A 16,189-nucleotide genomic window follows, 5' to 3' on the forward strand; every position below is an offset into this window, starting at 1 on the left:
CGCGCCTAGCGTGCGAGCCCGAGCAGCTCGCGCGCCTCGTCGGGTGTCGCGGGCTCGCAGCCCGCCGCGCGGATCGCGCGCACCGCCGCCGTCACGACGTCCGCGTTGCGGGGCGGTGCGCCGCCGCACGCGCCGTCGAGCTCGCGATAGGCGTGGTCGCCGAGCCCGAGCGCGACGTGTCCGCCCGCCTCGATCGCCGCGGGCAGGAGCGGCAGGGCGCTCGCGCCGCCCACGAGGTAGGCCCACGGCGCGCGCCGACCTTCCGGCATGAACTCGAGCAGCGCGTGCATTCCGCGCGCGGTCGCCGGGTGCGTCGCGAGCAGGCCGTCCGAGAGCGCGATCTCGCAGAAGGCGGGCTCGTCGAGCAGGCCTTCGTCGAGCAGCGCGCCGAGCAGGCGCGCCGACCCCACGTTCCACAGCACGGCGTCGACGCGCGCGCCCGCGCCGTGGATCGCGTCGATCTCCGTGCGGATGCCGGCGATCGGGTTGCGGTACACGACGTCCTCGAGCAGGAAGCCCTTGCCCGGGATCCACGGGTCGATGTTGATCGTCGCGAGGTCGACGGGCGCGAGGTCGGGCGCGGTCGCCGGGTCGCGCCCCAGGACGGGGATGTGCGCGACGCGCTCGGCCGGGTCGTCGACCGTGTACGCGCCGAGCGTCGGGTTCACGACGAGGTCGGTCGCGGCGCGCACGCGCCGGATCGCGTCGCCGAAGATCGCCGCGTCGCTCGAAGGCGCGCCCGTTCCGGGCGCGCGCGCGTGGAAGTGCAGGACGGCGGCGCCGGCCTCGCGCGCCTCCGCCGCGTCGCGCGCGATCTCCTCGGGCGTCCACGGCACGTTCGGGTTCGCGTCGCGCATCGCGAACTCGTTGCAGCGCAGCTCGACGACGACCTTGCGCCCGCTCATCGCGCGGCGCTCACGCGAGGCCGTAGAGCGCGGCCGCGTTGTCGTGCAGCACCTTCTGGATCGTGTCCTCGGGAAGCCCGCCGAGCGCCTTCTCGGCGTAGTCGGCCGCGTGCGTCGCCCAGCCGTCCGAGAGGCTCGGGTACTGGCACGTCGGGTGCGGGAAGTCCGTCTCCCACAGGATGTTGTCGGGGAACAGCTCGAGCGCACCGCGCAGGCCGTCGTTCTCGAACCAGAAGCAGCCGTAGATCTGGCGGCGGAAGTACTCGCTCGGCAGCAGGTCGAGCTCGGGATGCTCCTTGCGCACCTGGCTGTTCACCCACTGCCAGTCCGCCATCTCGAGATACGACTGCAGCCAGCCGACGCCGCTCTCGACCGACACCATCTTCAGGTTCGGGTAGCGGTGGCAGACGCCGCCGAAGATGAGGTCGGCGATGCACTGCGTGTTCTGCATGAAGATGAGCGACGAGACGCGCGCGAAGTTGCGCCGGGTGCCGAGGTTCGCGCGGTCCTGGATGAGCTCGGAGATGTCGCCCGCGCCGATGTGGAAGCTGATCGGGAGGCCCGCCTCGTCGGCGGCCGCCCAGAACGGGTCCCAGTGCGCGTCGCACAGCGGCGGCTGGCCGAAGTCCGTCGGCACCGAGCACGCGAGCACGGCCTTGTGGCCGATCGACGCCGCGCGCTGCACCTCCTTCACGCACGCCGCGACGTCCCAGAACGGCATCGCGGCGACCGGAACGAGGCGGCTCGCGTCGGCGCTGCACCAGTCGACGAGGAAGTCGTTGTAGGCCTGCACGCACTCGAGCATGAGCGCGGGCTCGCCGAGCTTGAGGAAGCCGCCGCCGCCGAATCCGCCGACGTTCGGATAGAGCACCGACGCGTAGATGCCCTCGGAATCCATGTACGCGAGGCGCTCCTTCGCGTCGTACGAGCTCTTCGGGATGTCGTCGAAGCCGAGCGGACAGTCGGGGAACGAGCCGTCGAAGCCCGCCATCGTCGTGAAGCCGGGCCCGCCCGCCATCTGGTCGCGGATGAACCACAGGTCGCGGCCGTCGACGCGCTTCACGTGCGGCACCGCGTCGCCCCACTTGCTCGACACGCGCGACGTCCAGACGTCGGGCGGCTCGGTCACGTGCGTGTCGGTGTCGATGGCGCGGACGCGGTCGAAGATGCGCGAAGGGGCGGCGCTCATGGCGGGTCTCCCGGTGGGGCGTGGTGGGTGGAGCGCGCCCATCCTACCACCCGCGCGGTCCGCGCCGCGCGCGTCCCGGAGCGCCGGATCGCCGCCGGATCGCCGCGCGACGCTACGCTCGCCGCCGGTCGCGCGTCCCAGCGCGGCCGCGCGCGGAGGCAGACACGCCATGGGACGCGACGTCCGGACTCCGATCGGCGCGCTCGGGCGCCGCGCCTTCCTCGTCGGCGCCGGCGCGGGTGTCGGCTGGCTCGCGACGCGCGGGCTCGGCGCGCTCGCGCCCTCCGGCTCGCCCGCCGCGGCTCCGCGCGACGCCGGCGCGTTGCTCCGCGCGCTCGTCGCCTCGATGCGGCCCGACCAGCGCGCGCTCGCGCTCTTCCCCGCCGACCATCCGTCGCGCGAGGTCGCGAACACGGTGAGCTTCCTGGCGCGTCCGCACGTCGGCGAGCTCTTCGATGCGCAGCAGCGCGCGTGCATCGACGCGCTCGTCGACGCGTCGCTCAGCGCGCGGGGGCGCACCGACATGGCCGCGACGCTCGCGCTCGAGGGTCGCGTCGGCGCGTCGGTGCTCGCGATCTACGGCGACCCGCTCGAGGGCCGCGCGCAGGCCGTCGTCGCCGGCGGGCACTACACGCTGCGCGCGGGCGACGACGGTCGCGGCGGCGCGCTCGCCTACGGCCAGCAGGTGGGCAACGGCCGCCACCGCGTCGCGGGCAACGCGTTCGCGCGCCACGGCGACGCGGCGAATCGGCTGATGGCGGCGCTCGGCGCACCGTCGCGCGCCCGGGCGATCCGCGCCGACGCGCCGGACGAGTTCCTGCTGCAGCCGCTCGGCGAGGGGGAGGTCTTCCCCGGCGTCGCGCGCGCGTCGCTCGACGGCGCGGCCGCGGACGCGTTCGACGCACTGGTCGCCGAGGTGCTCGGAACCTTCGCGCCCGATGCGGGCCGGCGGGTCGACACCGCATCGCTCGCGTTCTCGGTCTTCGCGCGCCACGGCTACTGGCCCGATCGCGTCGCCTTCGCCGACGCCGCGCCGCGCGAGCGCACCGCGCGCGGCGAGCCGTACTGGCAGGTGTGGCGCGTCGAAGGGCCGGGTGTCGTGATCCACTTCCAGGGCTTCCCGCACGTCCACGCCTACGTGCAGGCGACGGACCCCGCGTTCGCCGCCGTCGGCGAGCGCGTCGCGCGTCTCGACGCGCCGCTCGCCGGCGACGCGATGCGCGCGGCGCGCGAGGCCGCCATGCGGCGCGCGACGGGCGAGGCGCTCGCCTTCCAGCGCGCCGAATCGCTCGGGCGGCTCGCGGCGGGCGACGTCACGACGGGCCAGCTCTACACGCTCGAGCCGTTCGGCAACCGGATCGTCGTCGCGACGATCGACGGGCGCGCGATGGCGTCGCCCCTGCGCGAGCGGCTCGCCGCCGCGAGCGCCGGCGCGATCGACCCCGCGCGCAGCTACCGCGTCGCGACCGACGAGTACGCCGTGTCGCTCGCCGACGGGTTCGGCGTGCCTTCGCGGGTGGACGTCCACGGCGTCGAGGTGCGCGAGGCGCTCGTCGCGCACGCGCGCGCCGGCGGGCTCGCATAGCCGCGGGTGTGCGCCGACGCGGCGCGACCGCGTTGCTAGGCGAAGACGTCGAGCACGCGGCCCAGCATCTCCGAGGTCGCGCCGAGCACGCGCAGCGAGGCGTGGAACTGGTGGCCCGCGAGCATCTGCTCGACGAGCTCGCCCGCGAGGTCGACCTCCTCGGGCGCGGCGGCGGGCACGGCGCGGGCGACGGAGCCTCCGCCCTCGAGCGTCGACTGCACGACGCGGAGCGGCCGGAAGCCTTCGGTCGCGAAGTTCGCGACGTCGTGCGCCGACGCGGCCATGCGCGTCTGCGCGCTCTGCATCCCGGAGAGGGCGATCGAGAGGGCGTCCATGGCCCGCACCGATCGGCACCGGAGCCGGCGGACTCGAGCGCGCAGGCGCGGGCACGGCGCGTGCGGACGTCGCGCTGCGCGGGCGCTGCGCGCGTGACGCACGAGGCGTCGCGCCGCGCGACGGTCCGCGCCGCGCCGCAGGTCAGGCGCCGCGCTGCGCGACGATCACCGCGCTCGACCCGACCGGTGCGGCGCGCTCCGCCGCGAAGCCGCTGCGCGCGAGCAGCGCGAGCGCGCCGGCCACCTCGTCGCCCGAACGGCTGAGCGCGTTCGGCAGCCAGGCGGGCGGCCTGCGCGCGTGGTCGCGCAGCACGAGCACGAGGCGTCCGCCCGGTCGCAGCACGCGGTGGATCTCGCGCGCGGTGGCGTCGGGGTCGGGCCAGAACTGGAACGAGTGCAGCGCGGCGACGCCGTCGAACGCGGCGTCGGGCCACGGGAGCGGCGCGTCGGCGCACTCGCGCAGGTCGAGCCGATCGCCCGCGTCCCGGCATCCGCGCCGCGCGCGCGCGACCTCGACCATCGTCGGTGTGGGGTCGACGCCCGCGACCGCGACGCCGTCCGCGGCGCCGAGCAGGAGCTCGACGAGGCGTCCCGTGCCGAAGCCGATCTCGAGGAAGCGCTCGCCGCGGGCGGGTGCGAGGTGCGCGAGCGCGGCGCGGTAGGCGCGCGCGTTGAGGCGCTCCATCACGACGCCGAACCAGCGTCCGCGCCTCCCCTGCGGTCGCATCGCGAGCGGCGCCGCGCGCAGAGCGTCCTTCGCCATGGCTCCTCCGGCGTGCGCGCCGTGCGCGGCCTCAGTAGGCGGCCGCGACGATCGCGGCGTGTGTCCAGACCGCGGCGGCGGCCAGGGCCGCGAGCGCCGCGATCGACGTCCACTCGAGCGCGGCGACGACGGGCGACGCGCGTCCGACGCGCCGGCGCAGGTGCGAGCGATGCCACAGGACGAGCAGCGGCGAGAGCATCGCGACGTCGACGTTGACGGGCGGGGCGAAGCCGCCGACGAGCAGGCGCCCGCCCGTGTCGATCGCCGTCACGAGCGCGGCGCCGACCATCGCGGTCGCCACCATGCGCGCGGCGGCGGGGCCGCTCGCGGCGGCGTGCGGTGCGACGGGCGCGCCGCCGTCGAGCGCGTCGACGGCGCGCGACGCGGTGCGCGCGATGCCGGCGATCGGTCCGGCCGCCGTCCACGCGACCGCGCGCGCGAAGAGCGACACCGCGGCGGCGCGCTCGCGCCGCTCGCGCACTGCGCGGAGCGACGCGGCGACGGCCGTCGTCGCGGCGGCGGCGGCGAGGATCGAGCCGCCGGCCGGCGTCGCGCGCGACAGGTCGCCCAGCATCCACGCGACGGCCGCCGCGACGGCGTCGCGGCGCTCCTGCGCGAGCACGAACGCGAACGCGATCGACGCCGCGGCCGCGCCGACGACGAGTGCGATCGCGAGGTTCGCGGCGCGCGAAGGGCGGTCGAGCCGGCGCACGAGCGCCCACGCCGCGAAGCCCGCGAGCACCGCGGCCCCGAGGAATGCGAGGAGTGCGAATGCCGGCGGTGCGAACGCCGCTGCGGCGAGCCCTGCGCCGCTCGCCGCGCCGACGACCGCGAGCGTCTCGACCTCGGCGAGCGCACCCTGGGCGCGGCGACCGGCGTCGAGTCGCCCCGCGACGCCGAGCAGCGCACCGCACGCGGCACCGACGAGCACGCGGCCCGCGTTGACGAAGGCCGCGAGGCCGAACGCGTAGGCGGGGGCGCCCGCCGCGTCCGTCGCGCTCGCGTCGACGAGCGCGAGCCGGAAGGACGCGACCGCGCACGAAGCGACCACGCACGCGCATCCCACGGAGATCGCGATCGCGCGCAGCGGGGACGAGGACGGCGCGCGGGGCGCGAGCGCCGACGGCGGCCGCGCGCGCGGCGCGTCGGGTCGCACAGGGGCGTTCGGCGGCCCGGCCATGCGCGAACCGTACAGCGCCGTCGGGACCGCTGCTCTAGAGTGCGCCGCGCGCCGGCGGGGCGTGCCCCGAAGTGGGCCGGCCGAACGAGAGAGGTGCCGACATGGCGGGGTCTGCAGCGGGACGAGGCGTGCGGGATTCGTGGGCTCGCGCGGTGCGCGCCGTGCGCGCGGCTCGCGGCGGGGTGGCGCTCGCCGCCGTCGGTGCGGCCCTCGCACTCGCTCCCGCCGCGGCGCGCGCTGCGGTGAGCGAACCCGATGCGACGTCGCGGAGCGGCTTCTACCTCGGCCTCGGCGCGAGCTATGCGGTCGAGAACTTCTCGCTCACGAGCGACGACCTCGGCATGACGGCGATCCTCGGGCCGGGGGTCGACCCGAACTACGACGACAGCCAGGGCGTCGACGTCCAGATCGGCTGGCGCGCGCGGCCGTGGCTCGCGGTCGAGTTCCTCTACGGCTTCCTCGAGGGCTTCGACTCGACGGCGGGCGTGCCCTCGACCGAGATCGACTCGCACCTCGTCACGCTCAACGCGAAGCTCTTCCCGTGCGGCGGGCGCATCCAGCCGTACGGCCTGTTCGGGATCGGCACGCACATCATCAACTCCGAGGTGCTCGACCCGGCCGTGCGCAAGCCCTTCGAGACCGACGCGGGCTTCGTGACGCGCGTCGGCGGCGGCATCGACTACTACGCGACCGACCACTTCGTCGTCGAGCTCGAGGGGGCGTACATGCAGGGCTCGGGCGGCATCGTGAAGGACGCCGAGTTCGGCGCCTTCGGTCTCCACTTCCTCTATCGCTTCTGAGCGCTCCGCGCGCGGTTCGACCATCCGGAGGGCCCACGGCATGCGACGCCTCGAGAACCAAGTCTCGCTGATCACGGGCGCCGCGGCCGGCATCGGGCGCGCGACGGCGGAGCGCTTCGCCGCCGAGGGCGCGACGCTGCTGCTCTGCGACGTCCAGGACGAGGGGCTCGCCGAGACGGCCGACCGGTGCCGCGCGGCGGGCGCGGAGGCGAAGGCGCTCCACTGCGACGTCGGCAGCGACGCGCAGGTCGACGCCGCCGTCGCCGCCGCGGTCAAGCACTTCGGCCGGCTCGACTCGCTCTGCAACATCGCCGGCATCCTGAAGTTCGAGCACACGACCGATCTCGCGACCGAGGACTTCCAGCGCATCCTCGACGTGAACCTCGTCGGCACGTTCCGCATGTGCCGCGCGGCGCTCCCGCACCTGCTCGCGACCAAGGGCGCGATCGTGAACACCGCGTCGACGGCCGGGATCATGGGCCTGCCCTACGGGCAGGCCTACGGCTCGAGCAAGGCCGGCGTGATCGGGCTGACGCGCTCGCTCGCGGTCGAGTACGGCGGCCGCGGCGTGCGCGTGAACGCCGTCTGCCCGGGCTCGATCTCGACGGCCATGGGCACGCCGCGCTTTCCGAAGGGCGTCGAGATGAAGCTCCTCCTGCGCGCGGACTCGCTCGACGGCGCGCGCGGCCCCGAGGTCGTGGCCTCCGTGATCGCGATGCTCGCGTCGGTCGACGGCATCCACATCAACGGCGAGACGATCCGCATGGACGGCGGCGCACTCGCCTGATGCCGCTCGCGCGCCGCGCGCCCGCCGGCGTCGCGCTCGCGCTCGCCGTCGCGGGCGCGTTCGCGATCCGCGAGCTCGGGCTCGGCGTCACGCGCGACGGCGCGCACTACCTCGAGGTCGCGTTCGCGCTCGCGCACGGCGTGCCCACGCTCGGCAACGCCGCCTATCCGATCGGCTACTCCGCGCTCGTCGCGCTCGCGATGCAGGCGGAGCCGTTCGCGATGGACGCGGCCGCGCTCGTCGCGCAGGCGTCCTTCCTCGCGACGCTGCTCGCTGCGGCGGGCCTCCTCGGATGCGCCGCGGCCCCGCTCGGGCCGCGGGCGGGCGCGCTGCTCGCGTCGCTCGGCGTCGCCGTCGTCGCGACCTGCCCGCCGCTCGTCGAGCTCGTGCTCCACGCGCTCTCGGACGCGCCGTTCGGCGCGCTCGTCGCCCTCCACGCGTTTGCGCTCGCGCGGCACGCGCTCGCGCGCGCGTCCGGGGAGCGCGGAGCCGACCGGTGGCTCGCGGCGGCGGCGCTCGCGCTCGGGCTCGCCGTCGTCGTCCGCGTCATCGGCTACGCGCCGCTCGCCGTCTTCACGCTCTACGTCGCGCTCCGCGCGCGCGACGAGCTGCGCGCGAGCGGCGGTGCCGCGCGCGCCCGCGCGCTCGCGCGCCTCGCCGGCCTCCACGCGCTCGCCTGGGCGCCCGTCGTCGCGATCGGGGTCGGGCACGCGTTCTCGGGAAGCCGCGTGCACGGCGATCGCGGCGGCTCGACCGAGCCGCTGCGGCTCAACCTCGAGCGCGCGGCGGCGACCTTCCCGCACGATCTCGGGTGGCCGCTGCTCGCGCTCGTCGTCGCCGCGCTCGCGCTGCTCGCCGCGCCGCGCGCGCGGCGTTCGGACGCGACGGCGCCCGCGCGCTGGGCGGGTGCGCACTTCGCCGCGTACGTCGTCGCGATCGTCGCGGCGGCGACGTGGACGAAGGTGTCGCCGGTCGGGTCGCGCTTCTTCGCGCCGTACTACGCGCTCGCGCTGGCGCCGGTGTGCGCGTTGCCGGCGCTCGTCCCGCTCGCCGCGCCGCGCGCGCGGCGCGCGGCGATCGCGCTCGTCGCGTGCGTGCTCGCCGGCACGGCAGTGTGGAACGCGCGCGGGCTCGCGCGCATGCTCGCGGGCGTGCGCGCGGTCGAGTCGGACGCGCTCACCTACCACGACCGCCTCGGCTTCGCGCGCAGCTCGGGTGTGCCCGCCGTGCGCGCACTCCTGCGCGAGATCGCGGCGGCGCCGCAGGGCGTCGCGATGACGGTGGTCGCGCCGCTCTGGAACGGCGGGCACCACGCCGCGCTCGCGCGCACGCTCCTCTTCCGCCGCGTCGCGGTCGCTTCTCCGGGGGAGGGCGCGCGCTTCGCGCGCATCGACGCCGAGCACTTCGCGCTCGCGCTCGAGGGCGGCGGCGCGCTCCGCTACGTGGACCTTCCCGTCGGGCCGAGTGCGAGCGACGCGCTCGGCCCGGAGACCGCACTCGGCGCCGCCGCGCGCGTCCTCGCGCGCGACGGCCTCGCCTCGCTGTGGGTGCTCGCGCCGCGCGCCGTCGACCCGCTCGCGCACGTGCGCGAGATCGCGGGAGCGCCGCTCGCGATCGGCGCGAGGCGCGAGGCGGGCGCCTACCGCGCGCACCGCATCGACCTCGTTCAGCCGAGCGGCGCGTCCGTCTCCCAGTGACGCGCGACGCGCGCGGCCAGCGCGCGCAGGTTGCGGGCGAGCGCCGGGCGCGCGAGCGGCTCGAGCGCGCGCCCCGCGACGCCGAGCGGGAAGCGCACCGTCATCGCGAGGCGGATGCGCGTACCCCGCGCGCCCTCGTCCGGCGCGATCGCGTAGCGGAAGCGCGCTTCGCGGAAGGGCCAGGGCGGCCGCTCGCCGCGATGCAGCACCAGCGTGAAGCCGCGTCCTTCGTCCCACTCGACGACCGTCTCGTGCATGTCGCCCGCGCTGCCGTGCGCGATGCGCGTCGTGCCGAGGCCCTCGCGCGCGTCGGTCGCGAACGAGACGTCGGTCACGCCCGGGACGTAGTGCTTCGCGCGCTCGAGCTCGCGCAGCCGGGCCCAGCACGCGTCGGTCGCGAGGTCGGTGTGCGCGGTGCCTTCGACGGAGAGCGTCACGCGTCGCGGTCGCCGGCGGCGAGCTCGGCGGCGGCGCGGGCGTCGAGCTCGGCGCGGATGCGCGCGTGCTCGCGCTCGTCGAGCGAGTAGCGGAGGAACGCCGCGCCTCCGATCCCGTAGCCGAGGATCGGCAGGCCGCCGTTCAGGAAGCGCATGACGTCCTTCACGCCCTCGGTCTGCGCCGCGTTCGCGACGTAGCCCGACGCGTCGAGCGCGACGCCGACGACGAAGGCCATGATCCCGCCCGCGAGCTTCGACATGAAGCCCCACGCGGCGAAGTACGAGCCTTCCTTGCGCTCGCCCGTCACGTACTCGTCATAGTCGACGACCTCGGCCTTCAGCGTGTAGCCGAGCGTGTTGCCGCACGCGCCGGCCGAGCCCGCGAGCACCGACGAGATCGCCATCCATGCGACGTCGTCGGCCCCGAGGAAGAGCAGCATCCCGTAGCCCACGCCCGACTGCACCATCGCGAAGAGCCACAGGCGCCGCTTCTCGAAGCGCCGCGAGAGGAGCACCCAGAGCGGCACGCCGAGCAGCCCCATCCCCATGTAGAGCCCGAGCATCGCGGGCACGACGTCGGGACGTTCGAGCACGTAGCGGATCGTGTACGGCACGAGCACGCCGATGCCGGCCGTGCCGAGGCTCTCGATGAAGAAGACGAAGAGCAGCAGGCGCGCGTGCGGGTTCGCGAGCACGTCGCGCATGGCGCGGAAGGCGTCGTTGCCGCCGCGCCCGGCGTAGTGCGCGCGCTCGCGCGGGAGCGTTCCGACGCCGATCCCGACGGCCACGAGCGTCGCGACGGCGGCGCCGAGCGCGAGCTCGGCCGGCCCCTGCGCCCCCCAGTCGAGGCGCGTGATGACCGCGCCGCCGAGCACGCCGCCGCCGAGCATGCCGAACGTGCGCAGCAGCTGGCGGCTCGCGAAGAGCCGGTTGCGCGCGCCCGCCTCGCTCGAGAGCTCGGCCCCGAGTGCCATGTGGGGCACGTCGAAGACCGTGTAGGCCGTGTAGAAGCCGAACACCGCGACGGTGATCCACGCGACGAGCGCCATTCCCCCGAGCCCGGCGGGCGGGCTCCACGCCATCAGCGAGAACACGGAGAGCGGGAGCGCCGACGCGAGCAGCCACGGGCGGCGGCGCCCGAAGCGCGTGCGCGTGCGGTCGCTCAGGTTCCCGATGATCGGGTCGGACACCGCATCCCACGCGCGCGAGAGCAGGAAGACGGTGCCGATCGCGCTCGCGCTCGCGCCGAGCACGTCGGTCGCGTAGTTCATGTAGAGCGTGAGGAGCGTGATCAGCGAGAACTGGACCGGGAGGCTCGAGAAGCCGTAGCCGAGCACCGCGCTCCACGGCACGTCGACCGATGCGGCGGGAGTCCGGGCGACGTCGGCGGCGTTCGACACGCGCGCATTCTGCACGCGCGCGCCGCCCCGCGGCTAGCGAATCGCGGCCTCGCGCAGCACGGGCTCGAGCACGGGCCACAGCCGCTCGGCGATCACGCGGTGGCCTTCGGCGGTGGGATGGATCCCGTCGGCCTGGTTGAGCTTCCGACTCGCGGCGACGCCGTCGAGCAGGAACGGGACGAGCGTGGCGCCGAACTCCCGTGCGAGCGCGGGAAACGCCGCGTCGAAGCGCCGTCCGTAGTCGGGGCCGAGGTTCGGCGCGGCGCGCATGCCCGCGACGACGAGGCGCGCGTCGGGATGCGCGCGCCGCGTGCGCGCGAGGATCTCGGCGAGGTTCGCGCGCATCGCGTCGACGTCGAGCCCGCGCAGCATGTCGTTCGCACCGAGCTCGAGGACGAGCACGGCGACGGGAAGGCGCAGGAGCCAGTCGATGCGGCGCAGCCCGCCGGCCGAGGTGTCGCCGCTCACGCCCGCGTTCACGACCTCGAGGTCGAGCCCGAGGTCGTCGATCCGCTCCTGGATGCGCGCGGGGAAGGCCTCGTCCTCGCCGAGCCCGTAGCCGGCGGTGAGGCTCGTCCCGACGAACAGCACGACGGGGCGCTGCGGCGCGCTCGCCGACGCGGGCGCCCCCGCCTCGCTCGCCGCGGCCGCGGAGAGCGCGTCGCGCTCGCCGCAGCTCGCGAGCGCGGCACACGCCGCGAGCGCCGCGGCGGCGCGCAGGGAGCCGCGCGCGAATGCACGGCCCGGCGCGAGCCAGTACCGTCCCCGCCGCCGCGCGGCGCGCGCTGCGCTCTCCGAACGAAAGGCCGGGTGCATCGCGGATGATCGTCGCTCGCCACCTGACCCAGCGCTACCCGCGGTCCGCACCCGCGCCGCCGCTCACCGTGCTCGACGACGTCGACCTCGAGATCGCCGACGGCGAGGTCGTCGTCGTGCTCGGGCCATCGGGCAGCGGGAAGACGACGCTGCTCGGCCTGCTCGCCGGCCTCGACCGCCCGAGCGAGGGCGAGGTCGAGCTCGACGGCACGGCGCTCGGCGCGCTCGACGAGGACGCGCGCGCGCGCCTGCGCGCCGAGCGCGTGGGCTTCGTGTTCCAGAGCTTCCAGCTGATCGAGACGCTGACCGCGCTCGAGAACGTGCTCGTGCCGCTCGAGCTGCTGCCGCGCGAGCGCGCCCTCGCGCCCGCGGCGGCGCGCGCGCGCGCGACGGAGCTGCTCGAGCGCGTCGGCCTCGGCGCGCGGCTCCACCACCACCCCGTCGAGCTCTCGGGCGGCGAGCAGCAGCGCGTCGGCATCGCGCGCGCCTTCGCGAACGAGCCGCGCGTCCTGTTCGCCGACGAGCCGACCGGCAACCTCGATCGCGACACGGGCCTCGAAGTCGCGAGCCTGCTCTTCGAGCTCAACCGCGAGCGCGGCACGACGCTCGTCATCGTCACGCACGACCTCGAGCTCGCGGCCCGCGCGACGCGCGTCGTGCACCTGCGCGGCGGGCGGGTCGAGCGCATCGAGCGCGGCGGCGCGCCCGGCGGCGCCGCGTGAACGCGCGCTTCGCGCTCGCGATGGCGCGGCGCGAGCTCCGCGCGGCGCGCCGCCGCTTCGCGCTGTACGGCGCCTGCATGGCGATCGGCATCGCTGCGATCGTCGCGCTGCACTCGCTGCGCACGTCCGTCGACGCCGCGATCGACGCGCAGTCGCGCTCGCTGCTCGGTGCGGACGTGCGCATCACGAGCCGCGCGCCCATCGAGGGCGAGCTCGCCGATGCGTTCGGCGAGCTCGAACGCGAGCACGCGAAGGCGCCGGCCGCGCGCGTCCTGCGCTTCGGCACGATGGCGCTCGCGCCGCGGACGGGGCGGACGCGGCTCGTCGACGTGCACGCCGTCGAGGGCGGCTTCCCGTTCTACGGCGCGGTCGAGACCGAGCCGCCCGGCGCGTGGGCGCGCATCGCGGGCGGGGCGCGCGACGCCTTCGGCGACCCGTCCGCCGCCGGCGACGCGCCGCTCGAGGCGATCGTCGACCCGAGCCTGCTCGTGCAGCTCGATGCCGAGCTCGGCGACGAGATCGCGCTCGGCGACGCGCGTTTCGTCGCGCGCGCGACGGTGCGACGCGCGCCGGGCGGGTTCGGGCTCGCGACACAGGCCGCCCCGCGCCTGTTCATCGCGCGGCGCGACGTCGCCGCGACGGGGCTCGTCACGTTCGGCAGCCTGGTCGAGCACATCGTCTATCTCGCGATCGAGCGCGCGCCGCTCGACGCGTGGCTCGACGCGCACGGTCCCGCGCTCGAGGCGGCGCGCCTGCGCGTGCAGACCGTGCAGCGCTTCCGGCGCGAGCTCTCGGGCGGCTTCGACCGCCTCGCGCGCTTCCTCGGTCTCGTCGGGCTCGCCGCGCTCGCGCTCGGCGCGATCGGTGTCGCGTCGGGCGTGCGCGTCTTCGTGCGCGAGAAGCTCGACGCGGTCGCCGTGCTGCGCGCGCTCGGCGCGCGCCCGCGCGACGTCGTCGCGACCTACGCGCTGCTGGCGGTCGCGTTCGGGCTCGCGGCCGGCGCGGCGGGCGTGCTCGCGTGCGCGCCGCTCGTCGCGCTCGTCCCGCGCTTCATCGCGAGCGCGCTGCCCGAGCTGCCGGTGGCGATCGACTTCGCGCTCTCGCCGCGCGCGGTGGTGGCGGGCCTCGGGCTCGGGCTCGCGGCGACGGGTGTCTGCGCGCTCGGGCCGCTCGTCGACGTCGCGCGCGTCGAGCCGCTGCGCGCGCTGCGGCGCGACTTCGCGGCGGCGGGCGAGGGCGCGCCGCGCGCGGGGCGCATCGCGCTCGCGCTCGTCGCGGGCGCAGCGGTGCTCGGCGCGTCGCTCTGGCAGGCGCCGAGTGCGCGCGTCGGGCTCGGGTTCGCGGCGGGTCTCGGTGCGGCGGTCGCGGCGCTCGCGCTCGCGGCGCGGCTCGCGATGCGCGCGGTGCGCGCGCTCGCGCCCGAGCGCGCGCCCTACTGGCTGCGGCAGGGCGTCGCCAACCTGTTCCGCCCGCGCAACCACACGCTCGCGACGACCGTCGCGATCGGCTTCGCGCTCTTCCACCTCGTCGCGCTGCGGACCGTGCAGCACAGCCTGCTCGCCGACCTCGCCGCGGACGACACCGCGAGCCGCCCGAACCTCGTGCTGTTCGACGTGCAGCGCGACCAGGGCGACGAGGTCGCCGCGTTCCTCGAAGGGCGCGGCGCGCGCGTGCTCGAGCGCGCGCCGCTCGTCTCGGCGCGGCTCGCGGCGTTCCGCGGCCGCCGCGCGACCGACTGGCTGCGCGAGCCCGACCTCCACCGCGAGCTGCGCTGGGCACTCGGGCGCGAGTACCGCCTCACGTATCGCGACGATCTCCGCGACACCGAGCGCATCGTCGCGGGAACGTGGTGGGAGCCGGGCGCGCGCTTCGCGCCCGACGCGCTGCCCGTCTCGCTCGAGGAGGACCTCGCGCGCAGGCTCGGCGCCGGGCTCGGCGACCGCGTGACGTGGGAGGTCCAGGGCGTCGACGTCGACACGGTCGTCACGAGCGTGCGCGAGGTCGATTGGGGGCGCATGGCGACGAACTTCTTCGTCGTGGTGCCGCCGGCCGTCCTCGAGCGGGCGCCGCAGTCGGCCGTGCTGCTCGCGCGCCTCGAAGGCGCGGACGAGCGCGCCGAGCTGCAGCGCGACCTCGTGGCGCGCTTTCCGAACGTCTCGGCGATCGACGCGACGGCGATCCTCGGCGTGCTCGACGCGGCGATGCGGCAGGTGGAGACGGCCGTGCGCGCCGTCGGCGCGTTCACGCTCGCGGTCGGGCTGCTCGTGCTGCTGGCGGCCGCGGGCGCGGTGCGCGGCGAGCGGGCGCGCGAGGCGGCGCTGCTTCGGGTGCTCGGCGCGTCGTCGCGCACGCTCGCGCGCATCGCGGCGACCGAGGCGCTCGCGCTCGGCGCGCTCGCGGCCGGTGTCGGCACGGCGCTCGCGCTCGCGGGCGCGTGGGCGCTCGTCCGCGGCGTCTTCGAGGCGCCGTTCTCGGTGCCGTGGGCGGAGGTCGCGCGGCTCGCGCTCGGCACGCTCGCGGCGACGGCGCTGCTCGGCGCGGCGGGCGGAGGACGGCGCGGGCGGCGCGCGAGCCCGCGCGCCCTGCAGCGCGCCGCGCTCGCGTCGCGCTAGCCCGGACCCCGGCCCCGGCCGCGATCGGATCGCGCGTCGCGCCCGCCCGTTGTCACGCGCCGCGCGCGCGACGCACAATGCGCCGCCGCCGCCCCGGGCGCGGCGCAGGAGGACCCCGTGAGTCGTCGCTACATCCGCATCGAGAAGCCCCGGCCGCACACGACCGTCATCGTGATGGACCGGCCCGAGCGCATGAACTCGATGTCGTTCGAGCAGATGGTGCCGCTGCACGAGGCGATCGAGGAGGTCGCCGCCGACAACGACTGCCACTGCGTCGTGCTCACGGGCACGGGGCGCGGCTTCTGCTCGGGCGCGGACACGCAGGGCGGCGAGCCGCCGCCCAACATCGCCGGCATGACGCTCACGCGCATCGCGACGCGCTCGATGACGATCCTCGCGGATCTCGTGCCCGCGCTGCGGCGCATGCCCCAGCCGGTGATCGCGGCGATCAACGGCGCGGCGATCGGCGGGGGCATGTGCCTCACGCTCGGGGCCGACGTGCGCATCGCGGGCGAGTCCGCCTACTTCCGCGCGGCGGGCATCAACAACGGGCTCACGGCGACGGAGCTCGGGCTCTCGTTCCTGCTGCCGCGCGCGATCGGCACGTCGCGTGCGTTCGAGATCATGCTCTCGGGGCGCGACGTCGACGCGCGCGAGGCCGAGCGCATCGGGCTCGTGTCGCGGACGGTGCCCGACGCGGAGCTGCTCGACGCCGCGCTCGACATGGCGGACCGGATCAACGGCTGGAGCACGCACGGCGTGCAGCTCACGAAGCGCATGATGTGGGCCGGGCTCGAGACGGGGAGCCTGGCGGCCGCCGTCGAGCTCGAGAGCCACACGCAGCTCTACATCCGGCTCACGACCCAGAACTTCGAGGAGGCGGTGCGGGCGCGCAAGGAGAAGCGCCCGCCCGCGTTCCGGGACTGAGCCCGCGGCCGCGCGCGAAGCGCGCGGCCGCGGG

15 protein-coding genes are annotated in these 16,189 nt (G+C 76.2%); 7 read left to right on the top strand and 8 right to left on the bottom strand.

What is annotated here, in order from left to right:
- Positions 1 to 5: 5 nt before the first annotated feature.
- Both R3E88_14185 and R3E88_14190 read right to left on the bottom strand, forming a co-directional pair.
- Positions 6 to 905 (bottom strand): 3-keto-5-aminohexanoate cleavage protein, encoded by a 900-nt coding sequence (locus tag R3E88_14185; GenBank protein MEZ4217629.1) that lies wholly within the window; start codon positions 903 to 905, stop codon positions 6 to 8.
- Positions 906 to 915: 10 nt separating this feature from the next.
- Positions 916 to 2,094 (bottom strand): amidohydrolase family protein, encoded by a 1,179-nt coding sequence (locus R3E88_14190; GenBank protein ID MEZ4217630.1) that lies wholly within the window; start codon positions 2,092 to 2,094, stop codon positions 916 to 918.
- A 169-nt stretch (positions 2,095 to 2,263) separates the two neighbouring features.
- On the opposite strand from R3E88_14190, the gene R3E88_14195 reads away from it, so the two are divergent.
- The gene (locus R3E88_14195) at positions 2,264 to 3,679 is read left to right on the top strand and encodes a 5'-nucleotidase C-terminal domain-containing protein (protein ID MEZ4217631.1); all 1,416 of its coding nucleotides are present in this window, start codon (positions 2,264 to 2,266) and stop codon (positions 3,677 to 3,679) included.
- 35 nt (positions 3,680 to 3,714) lie between these two features.
- Here R3E88_14195 and R3E88_14200 read toward each other — a convergent pair whose 3' ends face one another.
- The 3 genes from R3E88_14200 to R3E88_14210 all read right to left on the bottom strand — a co-directional run bounded on the left by R3E88_14200 (position 3,715) and on the right by R3E88_14210 (position 5,828).
- The gene (locus R3E88_14200) at positions 3,715 to 4,014 is read right to left on the bottom strand and encodes a flagellar basal body rod protein (protein ID MEZ4217632.1); all 300 of its coding nucleotides are present in this window, start codon (positions 4,012 to 4,014) and stop codon (positions 3,715 to 3,717) included.
- A 142-nt stretch (positions 4,015 to 4,156) separates the two neighbouring features.
- The gene (locus tag R3E88_14205) at positions 4,157 to 4,777 is read right to left on the bottom strand and encodes a class I SAM-dependent methyltransferase (GenBank protein MEZ4217633.1); all 621 of its coding nucleotides are present in this window, start codon (positions 4,775 to 4,777) and stop codon (positions 4,157 to 4,159) included.
- A gap of 31 nt (positions 4,778 to 4,808) precedes the next feature.
- Complete coding sequence (locus R3E88_14210; GenBank protein MEZ4217634.1) at positions 4,809 to 5,828, bottom strand: hypothetical protein; 1,020 nt, start codon at positions 5,826 to 5,828, stop codon at positions 4,809 to 4,811.
- A 230-nt stretch (positions 5,829 to 6,058) separates the two neighbouring features.
- On the opposite strand from R3E88_14210, the gene R3E88_14215 reads away from it, so the two are divergent.
- From R3E88_14215 to R3E88_14225, 3 genes are read left to right on the top strand one after another with little or no spacing between them, the layout of a single operon-like run.
- Positions 6,059 to 6,757, top strand: a complete 699-nt coding sequence (locus R3E88_14215) for an outer membrane beta-barrel protein (protein MEZ4217635.1) — start codon at positions 6,059 to 6,061, stop codon at positions 6,755 to 6,757.
- A 40-nt stretch (positions 6,758 to 6,797) separates the two neighbouring features.
- On the top strand, positions 6,798 to 7,544 hold the full coding sequence (locus R3E88_14220) for an SDR family NAD(P)-dependent oxidoreductase (GenBank protein MEZ4217636.1): 747 nt from the start codon (positions 6,798 to 6,800) through the stop codon (positions 7,542 to 7,544).
- Positions 7,544 to 9,241: a hypothetical protein gene (locus R3E88_14225; protein MEZ4217637.1), complete on the top strand. Its 1,698-nt coding sequence runs from the start codon at positions 7,544 to 7,546 to the stop codon at positions 9,239 to 9,241. Before R3E88_14220 ends, R3E88_14225 begins: the two co-directional genes overlap by 1 nt.
- Here the strand turns inward: R3E88_14225 and R3E88_14230 are convergent.
- Genes R3E88_14230 through R3E88_14240 form a run of 3 tightly spaced genes read right to left on the bottom strand, consistent with a single transcriptional unit; the run spans position 9,211 to position 11,894 of the window.
- Positions 9,211 to 9,678 carry an SRPBCC family protein gene (locus R3E88_14230; GenBank protein MEZ4217638.1) on the bottom strand — a complete coding sequence of 156 codons (468 nt, stop codon included), beginning with the start codon at positions 9,676 to 9,678 and terminating at the stop codon, positions 9,211 to 9,213. The two genes, R3E88_14225 and R3E88_14230, sit on opposite strands and share 31 nt — an antisense overlap.
- On the bottom strand, positions 9,675 to 11,078 hold the full coding sequence (locus R3E88_14235; protein ID MEZ4217639.1) for a glycoside-pentoside-hexuronide (GPH):cation symporter: 1,404 nt from the start codon (positions 11,076 to 11,078) through the stop codon (positions 9,675 to 9,677). Before R3E88_14235 ends, R3E88_14230 begins: the two co-directional genes overlap by 4 nt.
- Before the next feature lie 33 nt (positions 11,079 to 11,111).
- Complete coding sequence (locus R3E88_14240) at positions 11,112 to 11,894, bottom strand: arylesterase (protein ID MEZ4217640.1); 783 nt, start codon at positions 11,892 to 11,894, stop codon at positions 11,112 to 11,114.
- 5 nt (positions 11,895 to 11,899) lie between these two features.
- On the opposite strand from R3E88_14240, the gene R3E88_14245 reads away from it, so the two are divergent.
- From R3E88_14245 to R3E88_14255, 3 genes are all read left to right on the top strand, one after another.
- The gene (locus tag R3E88_14245) at positions 11,900 to 12,616 is read left to right on the top strand and encodes an ABC transporter ATP-binding protein (protein MEZ4217641.1); all 717 of its coding nucleotides are present in this window, start codon (positions 11,900 to 11,902) and stop codon (positions 12,614 to 12,616) included.
- Entirely contained in the window at positions 12,613 to 15,228 is a 2,616-nt protein-coding gene (locus R3E88_14250) for an FtsX-like permease family protein (GenBank protein MEZ4217642.1), read from the top strand. Before R3E88_14245 ends, R3E88_14250 begins: the two co-directional genes overlap by 4 nt.
- Positions 15,229 to 15,345: 117 nt before the next feature.
- On the top strand, positions 15,346 to 16,155 hold the full coding sequence (locus R3E88_14255) for an enoyl-CoA hydratase (GenBank protein MEZ4217643.1): 810 nt from the start codon (positions 15,346 to 15,348) through the stop codon (positions 16,153 to 16,155).
- Positions 16,156 to 16,189 lie beyond the last annotated feature (34 nt).

It is taken from the genome of Myxococcota bacterium (assembly GCA_041389495.1).
Lineage (GTDB): Bacteria > Myxococcota_A > UBA9160 > UBA9160 > UBA4427 > JAWKRT01.